Source organism: Micromonospora phaseoli (assembly GCF_900109115.1).
GTDB lineage: Bacteria > Actinomycetota > Actinomycetes > Mycobacteriales > Micromonosporaceae > Micromonospora > Micromonospora phaseoli.
Genome location: NZ_FNYV01000003.1, coordinates 148062 through 170077, shown reverse-complemented (window position 1 = coordinate 170077; position 22016 = coordinate 148062). Strand labels below are relative to the sequence as shown.

Below are 22016 nucleotides of genomic sequence, written 5' to 3'. Positions count from 1 at the left end.
CGGGACCAAGGTCCCGACCTCGTGCAGAGATAGCCATAAACCCCGACCGGATTACCCGGTCGGGGTTTTCGTTTCGGCTGTTCAGGCGTGGTGCCCCCGGCAGGATTCGAACCTGCGCCCCCGCCTCCGGAGGGCGGTGCTCTATCCCCTGAGCTACGGGGGCTCAGCGACTGGAGAAGACTAGCAAACCGCGTACCCGATCGCCGAATCGGTATCGGCGGGTCGGCTCCGGCCGCCGATGGTCAACCGGTGGCCGTCAGGCGGCCTGAGCGCGCCCGCAACTGGGCAGCGGGTGCGGCACTATGCGGCGGGGAAGCCGGCGCGGCCATTCGTTGCGGGCCCACGAGCCGTCCACGATCAGGTGGACCGTGCGCTGTTCCGGACCGCTGAGCCGGAGCACGAAGTCGCGGTACAGCGCTGGGTCCACCGAGGGCGTGGTGATCATGAACCGGACCCGCCCCCGCGAGGAGACGGCCGAGATCACGTCGGCCGCCGGCATGGTGCCGCGTAGCCGGACCCGACCGATCCAGTAGACCTCGGCCAGGTGCTCCTGGGCGGCCCGGGTGATGGCCGGGTACTCGCCGCGTACCCACCGCTCGACGGCGCCGACGCAGAGTCCGCAGGCCCGCTCCCGGGGCTCGCGTGGGCCCAGCCCCCAGGCCCGCAGGTACGTCCCGACCACTCCCGCGTCCAGCTTCAGCCCGAAGTGCCGTTCGATGAGGATGTGCAGACTCTGGCGGGTCCACAGCTCCTCGTCCAGGCCGAACGCGTCGGGGTGGACGCCCCGGAGGGTGTCGATGAGTTCCAGCTCCTGTTCGCGGCTGAGCGTTCCCGGCTCGCCCTGCCGCTGTCCGCGACGGACGGCTGCCACCGCCCCGTCACCGCCGATGGTGTGGCGCCGGCACCAGCTGGTGACCGAACGCCGTGCGTCTCTGAGTGCAACCCCCACGTGCTGGACAACGAGTGCACTTCGCTCGAAGTAACCCCTAGAGGGAAAATCGGTCTTATGCCATCAAGGCGTATCGGAGCCTACGATCCCGGTCGCGGTGCGGGCACTGCCCAGACGACGCCGCCCCGCTCGACGGGTGAGCGGGGCGGCGTCGTCTGCCGGGAGTGCGGTGGGAGGCTCAGCCGCCGGCGGCCAGCTCCAGCTTGCGCAGCTCGTTGATCTCCTTCTGCTGCGTCTGCTTCATCGCCTGGGCCATCCGGACCACCTCGGGGCGGTCGGAGACCTTGAGCAGGCCGTCGGCCATGTGGACGCCGCCCAGGTGATGGTTGATCATCAGCCGGATGAAGAGGCGGTCGACCTCGGCATCCGGCGCCTCGTGCAGCTGGGTGATCTCGTCACGGGTCGCCATGCCGGGCATCAGCCCGTCCTGGCCCACCCGCACGCCATCGGGCATCCACTCCATCGCCGGCCGGGAACCGGTGGGCAGCAGCTCCCACTCCTGCAACCAGCGCTGCATGTGACCGATCTGGGCCTGCTGGGTCAGGGCCATGTCGTAGCCCATCTGCCGGATCGCCGGATCCTGCCCCTTGTCGTACGCGATCATGGCCATCTCCACCGCCTGGGCGTGGTGGCGGGACATGTCCCGGGCGAAGCCGGCCTCGGCCGACTCCTCGCCCGGGGTGCGGCCGGTGGTGAGCGTGGCCGCCGTCCAGCCCACGCCGAGCAGGAGCAGCGCGGTCAGGGCCAGGGTCAGGTAGCGCAGCGTCCGGACTGACCGGCGGGGTTCCGCTGGTTCCGTCCGTTGCGTCACCGGTGGCTCCTGTACCGCGCTGGACACGTCAGCCACCCGTCGGCGGTGCGAGCTCGCGTGGTTCGGTGCCGGTGCCGGTCGTGTAGTTGCCGGAGGAGCAGGGCACGCCCGGCTCGATCGAGGCGTTCTGTGCCAGCGTGGTGGTGAACTGCTCGATCCGCGGGTCGTCGGAGCTGTCGACCTTGAGCTGGTAGCCCCACGCCTGGACCGAGACCGCCGCGTCCAGGCCCTCGTACGGGCTCATCAGCATGAAGTCGTTGTTGCGGATCAGGCCGGCCAACCGCTCCACCTCGGCCGCGGGCAGATCGGGGCGGTAGGTGAGCCAGACCGCGCCGTGCTCCATGCTGTGCACCGCGTGCTCGGAGGCGATCGGCGCGTCGTAGACGTCGCCGAGGCAGCGCTGCCAGGCGTTGTTGTGGGCGCCACCGACCGGCGGGCTGTACTTGTACTCGATCGGGCCGGACTGGTGCGACTCGTAGCTGATGCCCTCCGGGTCGGTCTCCCGGTAGTTCACGATGCCGTCGATCTCCGCTGCCTTGTCCTCCCAGGACTGGCTCCCCTTGAAGGTCGCCCAGGCACCGAATCCGATGATCGCCGTGGCGAGCACGCCCACCGCGACGAACATCGCGATCGGCCCCCAGGGGCGGCCCTGGCTGACCTTGACCGGAGTGACCGGCTTGCGTGGCCCCTTGCCGCCGCCCGCCCGCTGGGGCTTGCCGGAGCCGGCCTTGGCGGCCGTCGGCTTGGCGTCGGCGGCGGGCCGACCCGCCGCCGGCTTCTTGCCGGTGCTGACCACGGTCGGGCGGCGCTGCGGGCCGCCCGGGGTGCTGATGCTCATCGGTCCTCGTCAGGTCGGTCGGTCAGGGGCTCCGGCGGCCCGGCCCCCGATGCCGGGTCGCCGCCGCGGGGACCGAGTCTACCCCCGATAACATGGGTCGGTGACTCCCGCAGAACTCGCCGAAGCAGTCCTCGTCGCCGCTCACGCCGTCTTCGCCGAACGAGGGCTGGACCGCTCCGTGCTGCCGGAGCACACGACGGTGGAGCGCCCCCGCAACCCCGATCATGGCGACTATGCCGTCACGCTGGCGCTTCAGCTCAGCAAGAAGGTGGGTCTGCCGCCGCGTGAGCTGGCCGCCGCGCTGGCCGCCCACCTCGGCAGAGCGCCGGGGATCAAGTCGGTGGAGATCGCGGGTCCGGGCTTCCTCAACATCCGGCTCGACGCCGCCGCCGCCGGCCAGCTCGCCCGCTCGATCGTCGAGGCCGGCGAGGAGTACGGCCGTAGCGACCGGCTCGCCGGCCTGAAGATCAACCTGGAGTTCGTCTCGGCCAACCCGACCGGCCCGGTGCACATCGGCGGGGTCCGCTGGGCGGCCGTCGGTGACGCGTTGAGCCGGCTGCTCCGCACCACCGGCGCGGAGGTCGGCACCGAGTACTACTTCAACGACGCGGGCTCCCAGATCGACCGGTTCGCCCGCTCGCTGCTCGCCGCCGCCAAGGGGGAGCCGGCACCGGAGGACGGCTACGGCGGGGCGTACCTCGCCGAGATCGCCGAGCAGGTGACCACCCGGCGGCCGGACGTGCTGACCCTGGACGACGCCGCCGCCCAGGAGGTCTTCCGGGTCGAGGGCGTCGCGCTGATGTTCACCGAGATCAAGTCCTCGTTGCGTGCCTTCGGGGTCGAGTTCGACACCTACTTCAACGAGAAGGACCTGCACGACCGGGGTGAGCTGGAGCACGCCCTGACCCGGCTGCGCGAGCAGGGCCACCTCTTCGACTCCGACGGGGCGACCTGGCTGCGCACCACCGACTTCGGTGACGACAAGGACCGGGTACTGCGCAAGTCCAACGGCGAGTGGACGTACTTCGCCGCGGACTGCGCGTACTACCTGGACAAGCGCGAGCGCGGCTTCGACCGGGTCGTGATCATGTTGGGCGCGGACCACCACGGCTACGTGGGTCGGATGAAGGCGATGGCAGCCTGCTTCGGTGACGACCCCGAGCAGACCCTGGAGATCCTCATCGGTCAGCTGGTCAACCTGGTCCGCGACGGCGCGCCGGTGCGGATGAGCAAGCGGGCCGGCACCGTGATCACCCTGGAGGACCTGGTCGACGCGATCGGCGTGGACGCCGCCCGGTACGCCTTGGCCCGCTACTCCACCGACTCGCCGATCGACATCGACATCGAACTCTGGACCAGGGCGACCCGCGACAACCCGGTCTACTACGTGCAGTACGTGGCGGCCCGGACGGCCAGCGTCGGGCGCAACGCCGCCGAGGTCGGCCTGACCCGGGGCGACGCCGAGTCGTTCCGCCCCGAGCTGCTCGACCACGACAAGGAGAACGAGCTGCTCAAGGCGCTCGCCGAGTTCCCGGCCGTGGTGGCCGCCGCCGCCGAGCTGCGCGAACCGCATCGGGTGGCCCGTTTCCTGGAAGACCTGGCCGGGGCGTACCACCGGTTCTACGACAACTGCCGGATCCTGCCCCGCGGCGACGAGGAGATCACCGATTTGCACCGGGCTCGGCTCTGGCTCAACGACGCCACCCGGGTGGTCATCGCCAACGGCCTGCGCCTGCTCGGCGTCTCGGCCCCGGAGAGGATGTAACCCATGCGGGCTCACGAGGCGGGTGCGCTGCACGGCGACATCGGCAACCGGGGACCGGCCTGGCTGCGTGCCCCGGCCGACGTCAACGCGCTGGTGCCGCAGCTGTGGCCGCGCAACGTGACGCGCGGCCAAGACGGCTCGCTTGCCGTCGCGGGCCTGGGCGTACGCGACATCGCCGCCGAGTTCGGCACCCCGGTCTACGTCCTGGACTCCGACGACCTGCGGTCGCGTTGCCGGGACTTCCGGGCGGCCTTCCCGACCGAGGACATCTACTACGCCGGTAAGGCCTTCCTCTGCCGGGCCGTGGTCCGGACGATCGCCGAGGAGGGCATGTTCCTCGACGTGTGCAGCGGCGGTGAGCTGGCCGTGGCGCTGGCCGGCGGGATGCCGCCGGAGCGGATCGGGTTCCACGGGAACAACAAGTCGACGGCCGAGCTGAGCCGGGCGCTGGACGCCGGGGTCGGTCGGATCATCGTCGACTCGTTCGCCGAGATCGACCGGCTCACCGCGCTGGCCCGCGAGCGCGGTGTGCGGCCCCGGGTGCTGATCCGGGTCACCGTCGGCGTGGAGGCGCACACCCACGAGTTCATCGCCACCGCCCACGAGGACCAGAAGTTCGGCTTCTCGTTGGCCGGCGGGGCGGCCATCGCCGCCGCGCTGCGCATCCTCGACGAGGGCGTGCTCGAGCTGCGGGGGCTGCACTCACACATCGGCTCACAGATCTTCGACACCAGCGGGTTCGAGGTCTCCGCCCGCCGGGTGCTCGCCCTGCAGGCCCAGATCCGCGACGCGCGCGGAATCGAGCTGCCCGAGCTGGACCTCGGCGGCGGCTTCGGCATCGCGTACACCTCGCAGGACGACCCGGCGGCCCCGCAGGACCTCGCCAAGCGGCTACGCAAGATCGTGGACTCGGAGTGCGCGGCGGAGCGGCTGGTCGTGCCGCAGCTCTCCATCGAGCCGGGCCGGGCGATCGTCGGCCCGGCCGTGTTCACCCTCTACCAGGTGGGCACGGTCAAGGACGTCGACGGAATCCGCACCTATGTCAGCGTCGACGGCGGGATGAGCGACAACATCCGTACCGCGTTGTACGACGCGTCGTACTCGGCGACGCTGGCCTCCCGGGCGAGCACCGCGGAGCCGATGCTCGCCCGCGTGGTGGGAAAGCACTGTGAGTCCGGGGACATCGTGGTGAAGGATGAATTCCTGCCCGCCGACGTGCAGCCCGGAGATCTTGTCGCGGTACCCGGCACGGGTGCCTACTGCCGCAGTATGGCCAGCAACTACAACCACGTACCCCGCCCCCCGGTGGTCGAGGTACGTGACGGCCGGGCCCGGCTGATCGTTCGACGGGAGACCGAAGAGGACCTGCTCGCTTTGGATGTGGGATGACGTCACCTGTGCGCCTCGCCCTGCTCGGCTGCGGCACCGTCGGTGCCGAGGTGGTCCGGTTGCTGCACGAGCAGTCGACCGACCTCGCCGCCCGGATCGGTGCCCCGCTGGAGATCGCCGGCATCGCCGTCCGCCGGATCGGGCGCGACCGAGGCGACCTGCCGATCGATCCGGCCCTGTTCACCACCGACGCGCTCGGGCTGATCAAGCGCGACGACGTCGACGTGGTGGTCGAGGTGGTCGGCGGGATCGAGCCGGCGCGCGGCTGGCTGGTAGAGGCGCTGCGGGCCGGCAAGAGCGTGGTCACCGCCAACAAGGCGCTGCTCGCCGAGGACGGCGGGGCGCTGCACGACGCGGCGGTCGAGGGGGGCGGCGACCTCTACTACGAGGCGTCGGTGGCCGGCGCCATCCCGCTGCTGCGCCCGCTGCGTGAGTCGCTGCACGGCGACCGCATCACCCGGGTCACCGGCATCGTCAACGGCACCACCAACTTCATCCTCTCCGCCATGCACGCCACCGGCGCCGGGTTCGCCGAGGCCCTGGAGGAAGCGACCGAGCTGGGGTACGCGGAAGCCGACCCCACCGCCGATGTGGAGGGCTTCGACGCCGCCGCGAAGGCCGCCATCCTCGCCTCGCTCGCCTTCCACACCCGGGTCGGCGCCGCCGACGTGCACCGGGAGGGCATCACCGAGGTCACCGCCGCCGACGTGGCCAGCGCGAAGGCGATGGGTTGCACGATCAAGCTGCTCTGCATCGCCGCCCGGGGTGCCGACGGGCAGGGCCAGGAGACGGTCAGCGTCCGGGTACACCCGGCGATGATCCCGCTGACCCACCCACTGGCGAGCGTCGGTGACGCGTTCAACGCGGTCTTCGTCGAGGCGGAGGCGGCCGGGCAGTTGATGTTCTACGGGCGCGGCGCCGGCGGCGCGCCGACCGCCAGCGCGGTGCTCGGCGACGTGGTGGCGGTGGCCCGCAACCGGCTTGCCGGGGTCCGCGCGGCCAGCGAGTCCGCCTACGCCGACCTGCCGGTACGGCCGATGGGGGAGGCGCTCACCCGCTACCACATCAGCCTCGACGTGGCCGATCGTCCCGGTGTGCTGGAATCGGTTGCCGGGGTGTTCGCCCGGCACGACGTGTCGATCGCCACCGTGCGGCAGGGGCCAGCCGGTGGTTCCGCCGGCGGGGCCGGCGAAGCGGTGCTGGTCATCGTGACCCATGTCGCGCCGGACGCGGCACTGGCGGCGACCGTGCAGGAGCTGCGCGGCCTGGACATCGTCCGGTCGGTGGCGAGTGTGCTGCGGGTCGAGGGCGGGCTGTGAGAGGCGAGGAGAGCGACATGTGGCGGGGTCTGATCGACGCGTACCGGGACCGGCTGCCGGTCACCGACGCCACGCCCGTCATCACGCTGCACGAGGGGAACACGCCACTGCTGCCGGCTCCGGTGCTCTCCGCCCGGCTCGGCTGCGACGTGTACCTCAAGGTGGAGGGCGCCAACCCGACCGGCTCGTTCAAGGACCGGGGCATGACGATGGCCGTCTCGAAGGCGGTCGAGGCGGGCAACAAGGCCATCATCTGCGCCTCCACCGGCAACACCAGCGCCTCCGCCGCCGCGTACGCGGCCCGCGCCGGGGTGACCTGCGCGGTGCTGGTGCCGCAGGGCAAGATCGCTTTGGGCAAGCTTGCCCAGGCGCTGGTGCACGGCGCCCGGCTGCTCCAGGTCAACGGCAACTTCGACGACTGCCTGGCGCTGGCGGCCAAGCTCGCCCAGGACTATCCGGTGGCGCTGGTCAACTCGGTCAACATCGACCGGTTGCACGGTCAGAAGACGGCGGCGTTCGAGATCGTCGAGGCGCTCGGCGACGCCCCCGACATCCACTGCCTGCCGGTCGGCAACGCCGGCAACATCTCCGCGTACTGGATGGGCTACACCGAGGATCTCGATGCGGGCAACGCCACCCGTACCCCGAAGATGTACGGCTTCCAGGCGGCCGGCGCGGCGCCGATCGTGACCGGCCAGGTGGTGGCCGAGCCCTCCACCATCGCCACCGCGATCCGGATCGGCAACCCGGCGAGCTGGACGAAGGCCCTGGACGCCCGGGACGCCTCCGGCGGTCTGATCGAGGCGGTCTCCGACCGGGAGATCCTGACGGCGTACCGGCTGCTGGCCCGGGAGGTCGGTGTCTTCGTGGAGCTGGGCAGCGCGGCAAGCGTCGCCGGTCTGCTCCAGCAGGCCGCCGCCGGTCGGGTGCCGTCCGGCGCCACGGTGGTCTGCACGGTCACCGGGCACGGCCTGAAGGACCCGGAGTGGGCCATCTCGACCGCCCCCGTGCCGGTCACCATCGCCAACGATCCGCTCGCCGCGGCTCGCTCCCTCGACCTCGCCTGAGCCGGCGGGGGCGGGTCAGCGGCGGAGGGCGACGGCTCCGGCGACGGTACGCGTGACCAGGCCGAGCACCTCGTGTCGCGACACGTCGTGTTCGGCCAGGTAGCTCCAGCCCGCGTAGAGCTGTGCCCAGAGCACCGACTGCAACCACGTCGAGGGTAGGGCCGGGTCGATGCTGCCGTCGGCGTGGCCCCGGGCGACCACGCCGTGGAAGTCGTCGTCGCAGACCTCGGTGGCCCAGGCCGGGTCGGCGACCAGTTGCGGATCGGCGAAGATCAGCGAGAGCAGGTCGCCCAGTTCGAAGTACTCGGCGCAGAGCCGGTGCAGGGCCTCGGCGCCGCTGCCGGAGTCCAACCGCGCCCGGCGGGTGGCCCGGTTCAGCCGGGTGACGCCCTCGGCGACCACGCCGGCCAGCAGGTCCGACCGCTCGGCGAAGTAGCGGTGCAGGGTGGTGCGGCCGACACCGGCGGCGGTGGCGATCTCGGCCAGGCTGGCGGCCGGGTTGCGGCTGAGCACCTCGATCGCCGCCTGCAGGATGGCCTGCCGGGTCCGCGCCCGGCTGCCGCTCTCCTCGGTAGTCACCACGGCCAGAGGTTACCAATGTCCAGATTCGGAATTTAGCTTGCCCGTAGTGGAACAGTGATGTTCCATTGCGGGGTGACTGAGACCGCCGTTCCCGCCCAGACCGACCCTCAGCCGGAGGCTCAGCCGGCCGGTGCCGATCCCGAGCCGGCCGAGCAGCGGGCCCGCACCGGCCTGCTGTTGGCGTACCTCCGGCCACACTGGCCGGCCATGCTGCTCGGGCTGCTGCTCGGCCTGGTGGCCAACGCGGCCGGGCTGGCCACCCCGCTGGTGACCAAATGGGTGCTGGACACTCTCGGCACCGGAGGTTCGCTGGCCCGCCCGGTGACCGTGCTGCTGGCCCTCGTCGTCGTCGGCGCCGCCATCTCGCTGTGGCAGTGGATGCTGATGGGCGGCATCGCCGAGCGGGTGGTGCTCGACGCGCGGGCCGGGGTCATCCGGCGCTACTTCGTCGCCCGGATCGATCAGCTGACCCGCCGGTCCGGCGGTGAGCTGGTCACCCGGGCCACCTCCGACCCGGGCCTGCTGCACCAGGCCTCCGGTAGCCTCGTCGGGCTGATCAACGGTGCGGTGGCGCTGCTCGGGACGCTGGTGCTGATGGGCACGCTGGATGTGGTGCTGCTGGGCATCACCATGATCGCGGTGGTCGCCGTCGCGGTGCTGATGGGGCTGCTGTTGCCGTCGATCGGCCGGGCCCAGGAGGCGGCGCAGGAGTCGGTGGGACGCCTCGGTGGGGCACTGGAGGGCTCGCTGCGCGCCATCCGGACGGTCAAGGCCAGCCGAGCCGAGCAGCGCCAGGCAACGCTGATCACCACCCACGCCGAGGATTCGGCGCGGCACGGCATCCACGCCGCCCGGCGCGCCGCGTTGGTCTGGACCACTTCCTGGACCGGCATCCAACTCGCCGTGATCGTCATCCTCGGATTCGGCGCCGCCCGCGCCGAGCGGGGCCTGATCGAGGTCTCCACGCTGATCGCCTTCCTGCTCTACGCCTTCCAGCTGATGGGCCCGATCAGTGAGCTGACCCAGAACATGACCGCCATGCAGGCCGGCATCGCGGCGGCCGGCCGGCTGCGGGAGATCGAGGCCATCGCGGTCGAGCCCGGCGGACCGGCGGCCGGCACCGCGCCGGCTGGGCAGGCCGCTCCCGGGCATGCCGCGCGAGCTGAGCCGCCGCGTTCCGCCGCCGTACTGGCTTTCCGGGGGGTAACCGCGCGGTACGCCCCGGGGGTGCCGCCCGCGGTACGCGACATCGACCTGGAGATCCCCCGGGTCGGCCACACCGCGATCGTCGGGCCCTCCGGCGCGGGCAAGACCACCCTCTTCTCGCTGCTGCTGCGCTTCCTCGAACCGGAGCGGGGCCGGCTGCTGCTGGACGGCAGGGCCTACCCGGACCACACCCCCGGCGAGATCCGGGGCCGGCTGGCCTACGTCGAGCAGGAGGCGCCGGTCGTACCGGGCACGATCGGCGACAACCTGCGCTTCACCCATCCGGACGCCACCGACGCCGAACTGTGGGCCGCGCTGCGCGCGGTGGACCTGCACGACAAGGTCGTTGCGCTGGACCTCGGCCTGGACACGCCGCTGACCGCCACCACCGTCTCCGGCGGTGAGCGTCAGCGCATCGCGCTGGCCCGGGCCGTGCTGCGTACCCCGGACGTGCTGTTGCTCGACGAGGCGACCTCGCAGGTCGACGGGCTGACCGAGGCGGCGATCGCCCGGTGCGTCCGGCAACGGGCCGCCTCGGGCGCGGTGGTGACCATCGCCCACCGGCTGTCCACCGTGCTCGACGCCGACCAGATCGTGGTGATGGACCGCGGTCGGATCCGGGCTGTCGGCGACCACGCGACCCTGCTGCACGGCGATGAGCTGTACCGGGACCTGGTGGCGTCGCTGCGCATCGGCACCAGCGGAACCGCGCCCGCCCCGGAGGTCGGCGGGCGGACCGGGTCGGGCACACTGCTCCTACCCCTCGACCGCCTCCCTCAGGAGTGAGTCACACCGATGTCGCTGCTCGCCAGATTCAGCCTCGCCAACCGGGGGCTGGTAGCCCTCATCGCGGTGGTGACCACCGCGTTGGGTGTGTACGCCGTACCGTCGCTGAAGCAGCAACTTCTACCGTCACTGGAGTTCCCGGCCGCGTTCATCGTGGCCCCGTACCCCGGTGCCGCTCCGGAGGTCGTCGAGACCCAGGTCACCGAGCCGATCGAGAACAGCCTGCGTGGCATCGGTGGCCTCGACACCGTGATCTCGACCTCGCGGGAGGGCCTGACCACCGTCCAGGTGCAGTACGAGTTCGGCACCGACCTCAACGACGTGGTCGGCCAGATGCAGACCGCGCTGAGCCGTACCCAGCTGCCCGACGGCGTCGACCCGCAGGTGATCGCGGGTAGCACCGACGACCTGCCGGCGGTGGTGCTGGCCGCCGCCGGCGACGGCGACGAGCGGGCGCTCGCCGCGAAGCTGCGCGACACCGTGGTGCCGGAGTTGGAGGCGATCGAGGGCGTCCGCGGCGTCGAGTTGACCGGGGTACGGGACGACCTCGTGGTGATCACGCCAGACGCGGCCAAGCTGGCCCGCGCGAAGCTGCAGCCGACGGTCATCGGCACCGCGCTCAAGGCCAACGGGGTGGCGGTGCCGGCCGGTGCCGTGCGCGACGGCGACCGGGCACTCCCGGTGCAGGTGGGCGCGCCGTTGACCAGTGTGGAGGAGCTGCGCGAGGTGATCGTCGCCCCGCCCGTGAAGAAGGCCGGGCCGGTGCGTCTCGGCGACGTCGCCACGGTCTCCGAGCAGCTCGCCCCGGCCACCGCGATCACCCGTACCAACGGTCGGGAGAGCCTGGGCATCGCGGTCACCGCGGATCCGGACGGCAACGCGGTGGACATCTCGCACGCGGTCGCCGACCGCCTCGCCGACCTGCGGGCCGCCACCGGGGCCGAGTTGACCGTCGTGCTCGACCAGGCACCGTTCGTGGAGAAGTCCATCGAGACGCTGAGCACCGAGGGCCTGCTCGGCCTGATCATGGCCGTGGTGGTCATCCTGGTGTTCCTGCTGTCGGTGCGCTCCACGGTGGTCACCGCGGTCTCCATCCCGCTGTCGGTGGTGGTCGCGCTGATCGCCCTCTGGATCGGCGACTACTCGCTCAACCTGCTCACTCTCGGCGCGCTGACGGTCGCGGTCGGCCGGGTGGTGGACGACTCGATCGTGGTGCTGGAGAACATCAAACGCCACCTGTCGTACGGCGGACCGAAGCGGGAGGCGATCCTCACCGCCGTCCGTGAGGTGGCCGGCGCGGTCACCGCCTCGACGCTGACCACGGTGGCCGTCTTCGCGCCGATCGCACTCGTCGGCGGCTTCGTCGGTCAGCTCTTCGCGCCCTTCGCGATCACGGTCACCGTGGCGCTGCTCGCCTCGCTGCTGGTGTCGCTGACGGTGATCCCGGTGCTGGCGTACTGGTTCCTCAAGCCGGTGACCGGCGCGGTCGACGCGGCGGCCGTGCGCCGGGCCGCCGAGGAGCGCGAGCTGCGCAGCCCGTTGCAGCGGGCGTACCTGCCGGTCATCCGGTTCGCGACCGGCCGGCGGGCGTACCGGTGGGCGACCCTGGCAGCGGGCCTGCTGGTGCTGGTCGGCACCTTCGGCCTGGCCCGCCAGTTGGAGACCAACTTTCTGGACGACTCCGGCCAGGACACCCTCAACATCCGGCAGGAGCTGCCGGTGGGCACCGGTCTGGCCGGCACCGACGCGGCGGCCCGTCGCGTGGAGGCGGTGCTGGCGGATACCCCGGGAGTGCAGTCGTACCAGGTCACCGCCGGCGGTGGGGACACGCCCTGGGCCGGCAGCGCCGGCAACAACGTGGCCAGCTACGCGTTGCTGCTCGGCGAGGAGACCGACGCCAAGGAGATGCGCGGAGTCCTGCGGGACCGGTTCGCGGCGCTCGGCTCCGAGGCTGGCGAGATCACCTTCCCGGCCGGTCAGGGCGGTGCGTCCGGCAACGAGTTGGCCGTGGTGGTGCGGGCGGCCGACCCGGAGGCGCTCGCCGCCGCCGCGGAGCGGGCCCGGACCGCGTTGGCCGGCATCCAGGGCGTCGAGGACGTCTCGAGCACCCTCGCCGACCGGGTACCGCGCGTCGACGTGACCGTCGACCGCGAGGCGGTCAGCCGGGCCGGGCTCACCGAGGCCGCGGTCGGCCAGCTGGTGTCGCAGGCGTTCCGCGGTACGCCGCTGGGGCAGCTGACCATCGACGGCGACGCGCGGGACGTGGTGCTGCGCCTTTCCGCGCAGCCGCCGGCGACGGTGGAGGAGCTGCGGGCGTTGCCGGTCGGCCCGCTCAAGCTGGACGACGTCGCCGATGTCGTCGAGGCCGAGGGACCGCAGCAGGTACGGCGGATCGACGGCGAGCGCAGCGTCACGGTGACCGGCACGGTCGCCGGTTCCGACCTCGGCGCGATCAGCACCGAGCTGCAACGCGAGCTCGACGCGATCGACGTGCCCGGGGCCACGCTCACTCTCGGTGGCGTCAGCGCCGAGCAGCGGGAGACCTTCGCGGACCTGGGCCTGGCCGTGCTGGCCGCGATCGCGATCGTCTTCCTGATCATGATGGCCACGTTCCGTAGCGTGGTCCAGGCACTGATCCTGCTGGTCTCCATCCCGTTTGCGGCCACCGGTGCGGTCGCCCTGCTGCTGGCCACCGGCACCGCCCTGAGCGTGCCGGCGCTGATCGGCGTGCTCATGCTGGTCGGCATCGTGGTGACCAACGCGATCGTGCTGCTGGACCTGGTCAACCAGTACCGCGCCCGGGGGATGGGTGTCCGGGAGGCGGTGGTCGAGGGCGGACGTCACCGGCTGCGGCCGATCCTGATGACCGCGATCGCCACCATCTTCGCGCTGACGCCGATGGCCTTCGGGCTCACCGGCGAGGGCGGGTTCATCTCCCGCCCGCTGGCGCTCGTGGTGATCGGTGGACTGCTCTCCTCCACCCTGCTCACGCTGATCCTGGTGCCCACGCTGTACGCCATGGTGGAGGACACCAAGATGTCGTGGGGCGCCTGGCGTCGACGGCGCTTCGGCGCAGGTGGCGGCGACGAGCGCCCGGCGTCGGAGGGTGCTCCTGCGGCGGGCACCGAGCCGGATCCGACCGACCGGGTTCCGGTGGCGGCCGGGGTCGGTGCCGCGAGCGCCGCGGAGAGCCGGCCGGTCCCGGCGGCGCCCTCCGGGGCGCTGATCGAGAACACCGACCAGTTCGAGGTGCTCCGGCTGCCGAAGGGCCGCAACTCTCCCTTCCCCAAGGGGGAGTAGCCGCTCGTCCGGCCGCTGGGGGCGGTGTCCGTACGCCGACTCGGCGGCCGGCGGCGGCCCGGTAGGGTCCGCTGGTGGCGTCCACCCTCTCGGTACTCACCCGCAACCGGAACTTCCGCAACCTGTTCCTGGCCGAGCTGGTGGTCTTCGGCGCCGACTGGTTCGTCATGGTGCCGCTGCTCGTGCTGCTGCCGAAGCTGACCGGCAGTGGGGTGTGGGGTGCCCTGGTGCTCGCCGTGGACACCGGCATCGTGGCGTTGCTGCTGCCGTACACGGGCACCATCGCGGACCGGTTCGACCGGCGTAAGATCATGATTGTCGCGAACGTGGCGGCGCTGGTCGGTGTGCTGCTGTTGCTGGGCGTACGCAGCGCCGGCACGGCCTGGCTGGCGATGCTCGGCATCGGCGTGGTCGCGGTGGCCAAGGCGTTCTACTCACCGGCGGCGCAGGCCGCCCTGCCGAACGTGCTCGACCCGGAGGAGATGGCCGCGGGCATCGCGGTGGCCGGGTCGGCCTGGGGCACGATGACCATCGTCGGCGCGTCGCTCGGCGGCGTGCTCAGCGCCGTCGCCGGGCCGTACGTGTGCTTCTGGGTGGGCGCGGTGGGGCTGGTGGTCGCCGCGGGCCTGGCCACGCTCATCCGACGGCCGTTGCAGGCGCCGCGCGAACCGGATGGTACGCCGCAGACCTGGGCGGCCATCCGCGAGGCGCTGGCCTACATCGGGCACCGCCCGCGGGTTCTGGCACTGGTGACAGTGAAGTCGGCGGTGGGGCTCGGCAACGGCGTGCTGACCGTCTTCCCGCTGCTCGCCGGGGTGTACGGGGTGGGCGCGCTCGGCGCCGGCCTGCTGTTCGCCGTACGCGGTGCCGGCGCCCTGGTCGGCCCGATCCTGATGCGCCGGCTGCTGACCAGGCGCGCCTGGCTGCTGCCCGGGCTGGCACTGTCCATGTCGGCGTACGGTCTGGCCTACCTCGGTACCTCGCTGGTGAGCTGGTTTCCGCTGGTGCTCGTCCTGGTCTTCGTGGCGCACTTCGCCGGCGGCAGCAACTGGGTGATGTCGAACTTCGCGTTGCAGGGTGAGGTGCCGGACCGGTTGCGGGGCCGGGTCTTCGCCACCGACATGATGCTGGCGACCCTGGCGATCTCCGTCAGCCAGCTGGCGGTGGCGGCGGTGGTCGACGTGGTGGACGAGCGGGTCGTGCTGGCCGGCTGCGGCCTGGTCACCCTGACCTACGCGATCGGTTGGCGGGTCGCCACCCGGAACCTCTCGCTCAGCGCACCGGCCGCCCCGCCGCAGCGCGCCGCGCTGCCCTAGCATGAGCGGGTGCCGACCACATTCGCCGCCGGCCCGGTCCGGGTCCGGGTCCCGGCCACCAGTGCGAACCTGGGCCCGGGCTTCGACGCGCTCGGCCTCGCCCTCGCGCTGCACGACGACGTCGCCGCTGAGGTGACGGCCGGTGGCGTGGCCGTGTCGGTGACCGGAGAGGGCGCCGGCGAGCTGCCGGCCGACGACGGGCACCTGGTGGTCCGCGCGATGCGGGCGGCTTTCGACGTGCTCGGCGGACAGCCGTCGGGGCTGGCGGTGGAGTGCGTGAACCGCATCCCGCAGGCGCGCGGGCTCGGCTCCTCCTCGGCGGCGATCGTCGCCGGCGTGCTGCTGGCCCGGGCGCTGGTCATCGACGGGGAACGCCGTCTCGACGATGACGCCGCGCTGCGGCTGGCCGCCCAGATCGAGGGCCATCCGGACAATGTCGCGCCCTGTCTGCTCGGCGGTTTCACCGTGGCCTGGACGGAACCGTCCGGCGCGCGGGCGGTGTCGATGCCGGTGGGCGACGGCGTACGCCCGACGGTGCTGGTCCCCGCCGAGCGCGGGCTGACCGCGTCGGCCCGCGCGGCGCTGCCGGCGACCGTGCCGCACGGTGACGCCGCGTTCAACGCCGGTCGGGCAGCGCTGCTGATGCACGCGTTGACGACGCAGCCGGCGCTGTTGCTGCCGGCCACCGTCGACCGGCTGCATCAGGACTACCGTGCGCCCTCGATGCCGGCGACGGCGGCCCTGGTCAGCGAGTTGCGTGCGGCTGGCGTGGCCGCTGTGGTCAGTGGGGCGGGACCGACCGTGCTCGCCCTGTCCGAGCTGCCCGAGGGCTTCGATGCGGGAACAGACTGGCAACTGCTACGGTTGGCGGTAGAGGTACGCGGCGCACAGGTCGGGCGGGGTAGACTCGGACACGCGGAGCGGGACCCTGTTGCCGCAGGTCGGAAGAGTTGATTACGCTCTAGACTTAGCACAGCCGCGAAGCATGCGATCTCCTGCGGGTCGGCGCACCCCCGAAGCTTTCGGCGGTAAGCCCGTCACCCCTGCCTAGGCCCACGCCGCACCGCAGTCTTCACTGGTCGCCGCAGACGGCGAAACCCGCTCGCCAGCTCCTCCGGTGGGTCGGGCTACCGACCGGCTGCTGTGTTACAGACTCCCGCGAAGCGTCATGCGAGGCGGGTGCACCGAGGCCGCCCGGCCACCTGTTGTCGATTCCGGGCAGCCCCGGCCTTACCGAGGGAAGGAATCCATTGAGCGACACCACCGACGTGACGTCGGATGTTTCCAACGTCGCTGGCGATGCCACCACCGCTGCCCCTGCCCGTCGCCGGCGCAGCGGCACGGGTCTGTCGGCGATGCTGCTGCCGGAACTGCAGAGCCTGGCCGCGTCGCTCGGCATCTCGGGCACGGCTCGCATGCGCAAAGGCGAGCTGATCAGCGCGATCACCGAGCGGCAGGGCGGCGCCGCCGGGGCCCCTCGACCACGGGCCGAGGTCGCGGCGGCCGCCGCACCGGCCCGCGAGGAGGTCCACGCGGAGGTACGGGACGCGGGTGAGCGGCCGGAGGCTGAGCGCCGTGGCGCCGAGCAACCGGCGGCGAGCGTCGAGAGCGAGGGCCGTGGTCGTACCCGGCGCAGCCGGACCGCCGTGGCGGAAACCCGCACCGAGGAGCCGGCCGCCGAGGGCGAGCGGTCCGAGGGCCGGTCCGGTCGCGACCGTGGCGAGCGTACTGCCGAGCGGGCCGACCGTGGCGAGCGTGCCGCCGATCGTGGCGAGCGCACCGAGCGGACTGACCGTGGCGAGCGCACTGAGCGGACTGACCGTGGCGAGCGCACCGAGCGGACTGACCGCGGCGATCGGGGTGCCGATCGTGGCGAGCGGGCTGGCCGTGGCGAGCGGGCGGATCGTGGCGAGCGGGCCGATCGTGGCGAGCAGGCCGACCGTGGGGAGCGCGCCGCCGACCGTGGCGAGCGCGGCGACCGTGGCGACCGTGGCGAGCGCGGCGATCGTGACCGTGGTGACCGTGGGCAGCGCGCCGAGCGGGACAACGACGGTGACGACGACGACAGCGGCGGTCGGCGCAGCCGGCGCAGCCGCTTCCGGGACCGTCGGCGGGGCCGTAGTGACCGTGGCGAGCCCGGTGGCGACAGCGGCGGTCGTGAGCCGCAGGTCGGCGACGACGACGTGCTCGTCCCGGTGGCCGGCATCGTCGATGTGCTCGACAACTACGCCTTCGTCCGGACCACCGGCTACCTGGCCGGCCCGAACGACGTGTACGTGTCGATGTCCCAGATCAAGAAGTACGGCCTGCGGCGCGGTGACGCGATCACCGGTGCGGTGCGGGCGGCCCGCGACGGCGATCAGCGGCGCGACAAGTACAACCCGCTGGTCCGGCTGGACACCATCAACGGGATGGAGCCGGACGAGGCCAAGCGCCGGCCGGAGTTCTACAAGCTCACTCCGCTGTACCCGCAGGAGCGGCTGCGGCTGGAGAGCGAGCCGCACATCCTCACCACCCGGTTGATCGACCTGGTCATGCCGATCGGCAAGGGGCAGCGGGCGTTGATCGTCTCGCCGCCGAAGGCCGGCAAGACCATGGTGCTGCAGGCGATCGCGAACGCGATCACCCACAACAACCCGGAATGTCACCTGATGGTGGTGCTGGTCGACGAGCGGCCCGAAGAGGTCACCGACATGCAGCGCTCGGTCAAGGGCGAGGTCGTCGCGGCCACGTTCGACCGTCCGCCGCAGGACCACACCACGGTCGCCGAGCTGGCGATCGAGCGGGCCAAGCGCCTGGTCGAGCTGGGCCACGACGTGGTCGTACTGCTCGACTCGGTGACCCGGCTCGGTCGGTCGTACAACCTGGCGGCGCCGGCCAGCGGCCGGATCATGTCCGGTGGTATCGACTCCACCGCGCTCTACCCGCCGAAGCGGTTCCTCGGCGCGGCCCGCAACATCGAGAACGGCGGCTCGCTGACCATCCTCGCCACCGCCCTGGTGGAGACCGGTTCCATGGCGGACACGGTCATCTTCGAGGAGTTCAAGGGCACCGGTAACGCGGAGCTGAAGCTGGACCGGAAGATCGCCGACAAGCGGACCTTCCCGGCCATCGACATCCACCCGTCCGGTACGCGCAAGGAGGAGATCCTGCTCGCGCCGGAGGAGTTGGCCATCGTGCACAAGCTCCGCAAGGTGCTGCACTCGCTGGACTCGCAGGCGGCGCTCGACCTCCTGTTGGACCGGCTCAAGCAGTCCCGGACCAACATCGAGTTCCTGATGCAGATCGCCAAGTCGACGCCGGGGGAGTGACCTCCGCCGGAACAGAGCGCCGAGGGGCGCGGCCGAGACCGGCCGCGCCCCTCGGCGTACGCGCGTCCCAGCCGGCCCGCACCACACGTTGACCACGTGAGCCACGGCGCACCGATTGCGTCACAACGAGTGACTGTAGTTCGAGCTGGGCCGGGCGACAGGAATGCCTCGCGGGGCGGCGGGAATGCTCACCTACGGCCCGCTGTTGACCTGGTCGGACCAGCGGTACGGCCCGCTTTCCGGGTCGGCCGATGCCCATGGCAGACTGGTCAATCGGCCACCGGTTCCGGTTCACGCCCGATGAGTGCGCGAGCGGCGCACCAGGGCGACCCGGCGACCACGACGAGAGGACCGAGGCGAGATGAAGTCCAACATTCACCCGGAGTACGTGACCACCGAGGTCACCTGCTCCTGCGGCAGCACTTTCACCACCCGCAGCACCGCCAAGGGCGGCTCGATCCACGTCGAGACGTGCAGCGCGTGCCACCCGTTCTACACGGGCAAGCAGCGTGTCCTGGACACCGCTGGCCGGGTCGCGAAGTTCCAGCAGAAGTACGCCAAGGTTCAGGCCAAGAAGGCCAAGTAGCTCCTCGTCCGACGCCCGCGTCCGGTTTCCCGCCGGGCGCGGGCGTCGTCCGTCTGTGTCCCGGTCTCCCCGCGTCCAAGGAGCTATCCCCAGCATGAGCAGCGAACGCCTGGCCGCACTCCTCGACGAGTACGCCGAGTTGGAGAAGCGGCTGGCCGATCCCGCCATCCACGCCGACCAGGGCACCGCGCGGCGGGTCGGCCGGCGCTATGCCGAGCTGGTGCCGCTGAACAAGGCGGCAGGCGAGTTGCGGCGGGCCCAGGCGGACCTCGCCGCCGCGCGGGAGTTGGCCGCCGAGGACGCCTCCTTCGCGGCCGAGGCGGAGTCGATCGCGGCGACGCTGCCGGGGCTGGAGGGACGGCTCGCCGAGCTGCTCATGCCACGCGACCCGCACGACGCCAAGGACGTCATCGTCGAGATCAAGGCCGGCGAGGGCGGCGAGGAGTCGGCGCTGTTCGCCGGTGACCTGCTGCGCATGTACACCCGGTACGCCGAGCGGCACGGCTGGCTCACCGAGGTGCTCGACGCTCAGGACTCCGACCTGGGCGGCGTCAAGGACGTCTCGTTGGCGATCAAGACCAAGGGCGTGCCCGAGGGCGGCAACGGCGTGTGGTCCCGGTTGAAGTGGGAGGGCGGCGTGCACCGGGTGCAGCGGGTCCCGGTCACCGAGTCGCAGGGACGCATCCACACCAGCGCCGCCGGCGTCCTGGTGCTGCCGGAGGCCGAGGAGGTCGACGTCACCGTCGACCCCAACGAGCTGCGCATCGACGTGTTTCGTTCGTCCGGGCCGGGCGGCCAGTCGGTGAACACCACCGACTCGGCGGTGCGGATCACCCACCTGCCCACCGGCATCGTGGTCTCCTGCCAGAACGAGAAGTCGCAGTTGCAGAACCGCGAGCAGGCGATGCGGATCCTGCGCGCCCGGCTGCTCGCCGCCGTCCAGGAGCAGGCCGACGCGGCCGCGTCGGACGCCCGCAAGGCCCAGGTGCGGACGGTGGACCGCTCCGAGCGGATCCGCACGTACAACTTCCCGCAGAACCGGATCACCGACCACCGGATCGGGTACACCGCGTACAACCTCGACCTGGCGCTCGCCGGGGACCTGGACGGCGTGCTCGACGCCCTCGGCGAGGCCGATCGGGCGGCCCGCCTGGCCGGCGATGCGGAGTTGGCCCGTCGCTGACCCGCTCAGGCGGATCGCGGTCGGGTCTTGGCCCGCAGCATCTCCCGGTCGGCGGCCTCGAAGGCGGCGCCGAGCGCGTCCCGCTGGCCCGGTCCGGCGGCGCTGACCTCGGACAGGCCGATGCTGACCCCGACCGGGGTGCCCGGTACCAGTGACTCCCAGTCCTCGGTGCGTACGGCGGCATCGATGCGGCGGGCCACCTCGGCCGCCTCGGACATCCCCGCGCCGGGCAGCACCACCACGAACTCGTCGCCGCCGTAGCGGGCTACGAAATCTCCCCGGCGCATCACCCTGTTGATCACTCCGGCGACCCGCTGGAGGACCAGGTCCCCCGAGTGGTGCCCGTGCCGGGTGTTGACCGCCTTGAACCCGTCGAGGTCGCAGACGCCGATCACCACCCGTTCACCCCGGGAGACCACCGCCGCGATGTAGCGCTCCAGCCGGCGCCGGTTCGGCAGCCCGGTCAACGGGTCGGTCAGCGCCTCGCCCTCGAACCGGGCCGCCTCGCGCCGCATCTCCTCGTGGTCGATCCGGGCCGCGATGCCGTCGATGTAGACGTCGCGGAGCCGGTCGTGGCGCTGGGCGGCGAGCCGGAAGGCCAGCCGGTCGGCCCGGTGCGCCGCCGCATGGTCGCCCGCCCGTCCCAGAGCCATGCTGCGCAGCCGGGCCGGCTCGGCCGCGCCGAGCGTCTCGGCGGCGACGTGGACGGTCTCCAGCCGGGTGACCGCCTCGATCGGACGTCCGTCGGCGATGGCCAGGCAGACCTGGCCGAGTTGGCGCATGTCGCGGGCGCGTGCGCTGTCCGCGCCGTGCCCGAGCAGTCGGTCCGGGGCGCTGCCCCCGGTGGCGGGGATGCCGTCGCCGAGCGCGGCCCGGCGGGCCGCGGCATAGCCGTAGGCGGCCAGGCTGCTGGGGCGCAGCCGGTCGGCGCGCCCGGCGGAGACGAACCGGTCGAGGTCGCCGGCGACGTCCCGCAGTACCCGCAGGCAACCGTCGCTGTCGCCGGTATGGTCCAGGGCAACCGCGTTGCGCAGTCGGATACCCGGGGCGGCGAACGTCTCCTCGGGGATCGCGGCGGCGGTGCCGAGTTGCCGGGCACGTTCGATCGCGCCGAGTGCGTAACCGTGGAAGCTGAGGTAGGAGTAGGCCATCGCGAGGTCGTGCCAACCCCAGGCGGTGTCCCGGTCCGGGTCCTCCACGGCCCCGAGCGCCCGGGCCGCCTTCACCAGGTGCGTGACGCAGCGGTCCAGCGCGCCCTGGTGGTGGGCGGCGAGCGCGGCCAGCGCGTTGAGGTGCCCGTGCAGGTAGGGCTCGGCAAGATCGCGTACCGCCGCGGAGGCCTCCTCGATGGCGCGGGTGTACTCCGCTGTGCGACCGAGATTGATCAGTGCGGAGAGCCGCTGCACGAGCGCGTCGGCCCGGGCATGCGGATCCCGGGTGGTACGCAACACCCGGTCGAGGAGCGCGTACGCCTCGGCAGAGCGGCTCACCTCCTGCAACGCCCGCGCTTTCGTCAGGACGTCAACCTGGTCATCGACCCGGTCGAGCCAAGCCACCCGCGACCTCCTGTCGGTGTGTCGCCGGCTGCACCCGCTTATGCACGTGCAC

At 72.1% G+C, this 22016-nt stretch carries 16 protein-coding genes and 1 tRNA gene; 11 read left to right on the top strand and 6 right to left on the bottom strand.

All coding sequences use genetic code 11. The annotated features are described in order from the left end of the window. Window positions 1–88: 88 nt before the first annotated feature. The 4 genes from BMY89_RS09070 to BMY89_RS09055 all read right to left on the bottom strand — a co-directional run bounded on the left by BMY89_RS09070 (window position 89) and on the right by BMY89_RS09055 (window position 2598). Window positions 89–163, bottom strand: a tRNA-Arg gene (locus tag BMY89_RS09070). Between the two features lie 93 nt (window positions 164–256). Further along, window positions 257–949, bottom strand: a complete 693-nt coding sequence (locus BMY89_RS09065; RefSeq protein WP_092377965.1) for a winged helix-turn-helix domain-containing protein — start codon at window positions 947–949, stop codon at window positions 257–259. A 178-nt stretch (window positions 950–1127) separates the two neighbouring features. Further along, complete coding sequence (locus BMY89_RS09060; RefSeq protein WP_232521151.1) at window positions 1128–1760, bottom strand: DUF305 domain-containing protein; 633 nt, start codon at window positions 1758–1760, stop codon at window positions 1128–1130. A 28-nt stretch (window positions 1761–1788) separates the two neighbouring features. Further along, window positions 1789–2598: a thioredoxin-like domain-containing protein gene (locus BMY89_RS09055; protein WP_092377959.1), complete on the bottom strand. Its 810-nt coding sequence runs from the start codon at window positions 2596–2598 to the stop codon at window positions 1789–1791. Window positions 2599–2698: 100 nt separating this feature from the next. Here BMY89_RS09055 and argS point away from each other — a divergent pair, with 100 nt between their 5' ends. Genes argS through thrC form a run of 4 tightly spaced genes read left to right on the top strand, consistent with a single transcriptional unit; the run spans window position 2699 to window position 8138 of the window. Beyond that, complete coding sequence (argS, locus tag BMY89_RS09045) at window positions 2699–4363, top strand: arginine--tRNA ligase (protein ID WP_092377953.1); 1665 nt, start codon at window positions 2699–2701, stop codon at window positions 4361–4363. A gap of 3 nt (window positions 4364–4366) precedes the next feature. Continuing rightward, entirely contained in the window at window positions 4367–5752 is a 1386-nt protein-coding gene (gene lysA / locus BMY89_RS09040; RefSeq protein WP_092377950.1) for a diaminopimelate decarboxylase, read from the top strand. An 8-nt stretch (window positions 5753–5760) separates the two neighbouring features. Continuing rightward, complete coding sequence (locus tag BMY89_RS09035; RefSeq protein WP_175510346.1) at window positions 5761–7071, top strand: homoserine dehydrogenase; 1311 nt, start codon at window positions 5761–5763, stop codon at window positions 7069–7071. A gap of 17 nt (window positions 7072–7088) precedes the next feature. Further along, the gene (gene thrC / locus BMY89_RS09030) at window positions 7089–8138 is read left to right on the top strand and encodes a threonine synthase (RefSeq protein ID WP_092377943.1); all 1050 of its coding nucleotides are present in this window, start codon (window positions 7089–7091) and stop codon (window positions 8136–8138) included. Between the two features lie 15 nt (window positions 8139–8153). Here thrC and BMY89_RS09025 read toward each other — a convergent pair whose 3' ends face one another. Continuing rightward, window positions 8154–8720 (bottom strand): TetR/AcrR family transcriptional regulator, encoded by a 567-nt coding sequence (locus BMY89_RS09025; RefSeq protein WP_232521150.1) that lies wholly within the window; start codon window positions 8718–8720, stop codon window positions 8154–8156. A gap of 72 nt (window positions 8721–8792) precedes the next feature. Here BMY89_RS09025 and BMY89_RS09020 point away from each other — a divergent pair, with 72 nt between their 5' ends. From BMY89_RS09020 to prfA, 7 genes are all read left to right on the top strand, one after another. Then, window positions 8793–10712, top strand: a complete 1920-nt coding sequence (locus BMY89_RS09020; RefSeq protein ID WP_232521148.1) for an ABC transporter ATP-binding protein — start codon at window positions 8793–8795, stop codon at window positions 10710–10712. Between the two features lie 9 nt (window positions 10713–10721). After that, on the top strand, window positions 10722–14012 hold the full coding sequence (locus BMY89_RS09015; RefSeq protein WP_092377939.1) for an efflux RND transporter permease subunit: 3291 nt from the start codon (window positions 10722–10724) through the stop codon (window positions 14010–14012). 74 nt (window positions 14013–14086) lie between these two features. Beyond that, window positions 14087–15328 carry an MFS transporter gene (locus BMY89_RS09010; RefSeq protein ID WP_092377937.1) on the top strand — a complete coding sequence of 414 codons (1242 nt, stop codon included), beginning with the start codon at window positions 14087–14089 and terminating at the stop codon, window positions 15326–15328. Window positions 15329–15337: 9 nt separating this feature from the next. Beyond that, complete coding sequence (thrB, locus tag BMY89_RS09005; RefSeq protein WP_092377935.1) at window positions 15338–16282, top strand: homoserine kinase; 945 nt, start codon at window positions 15338–15340, stop codon at window positions 16280–16282. A gap of 296 nt (window positions 16283–16578) precedes the next feature. After that, a complete protein-coding gene (rho, locus tag BMY89_RS09000; protein WP_092377933.1) occupies window positions 16579–18639 on the top strand; it encodes a transcription termination factor Rho in 2061 nt (686 codons plus the stop codon). Window positions 18640–19000: 361 nt separating this feature from the next. Next, window positions 19001–19225, top strand: a complete 225-nt coding sequence (gene rpmE, locus BMY89_RS08995) for a 50S ribosomal protein L31 (protein ID WP_092377931.1) — start codon at window positions 19001–19003, stop codon at window positions 19223–19225. Between the two features lie 94 nt (window positions 19226–19319). Beyond that, window positions 19320–20408: a peptide chain release factor 1 gene (prfA, locus tag BMY89_RS08990; RefSeq protein ID WP_092377928.1), complete on the top strand. Its 1089-nt coding sequence runs from the start codon at window positions 19320–19322 to the stop codon at window positions 20406–20408. Between the two features lie 5 nt (window positions 20409–20413). Here the strand turns inward: prfA and BMY89_RS08985 are convergent, their stop codons facing one another. Continuing rightward, complete coding sequence (locus tag BMY89_RS08985; protein ID WP_092377926.1) at window positions 20414–21964, bottom strand: GGDEF domain-containing protein; 1551 nt, start codon at window positions 21962–21964, stop codon at window positions 20414–20416. Window positions 21965–22016 lie beyond the last annotated feature (52 nt).

Excerpts from the sequence above, each read along its gene's own strand:
- BMY89_RS09055 (WP_092377959.1), bottom strand. The coding sequence starts at position 2,598 with ATGAGCATCAGCACCCCGGGCGGCCCGCAGCGCCGCCCGACCGTGGTC.
- lysA (WP_092377950.1), top strand. The coding sequence starts at position 4,367 with ATGCGGGCTCACGAGGCGGGTGCGCTGCACGGCGACATCGGCAACCGG.
- thrC (WP_092377943.1), top strand. The coding sequence starts at position 7,089 with ATGTGGCGGGGTCTGATCGACGCGTACCGGGACCGGCTGCCGGTCACC.
- BMY89_RS09015 (WP_092377939.1), top strand. The coding sequence starts at position 10,722 with ATGTCGCTGCTCGCCAGATTCAGCCTCGCCAACCGGGGGCTGGTAGCC.
- rpmE (WP_092377931.1), top strand. The coding sequence starts at position 19,001 with ATGAAGTCCAACATTCACCCGGAGTACGTGACCACCGAGGTCACCTGC.
- prfA (WP_092377928.1), top strand. The coding sequence starts at position 19,320 with ATGAGCAGCGAACGCCTGGCCGCACTCCTCGACGAGTACGCCGAGTTG.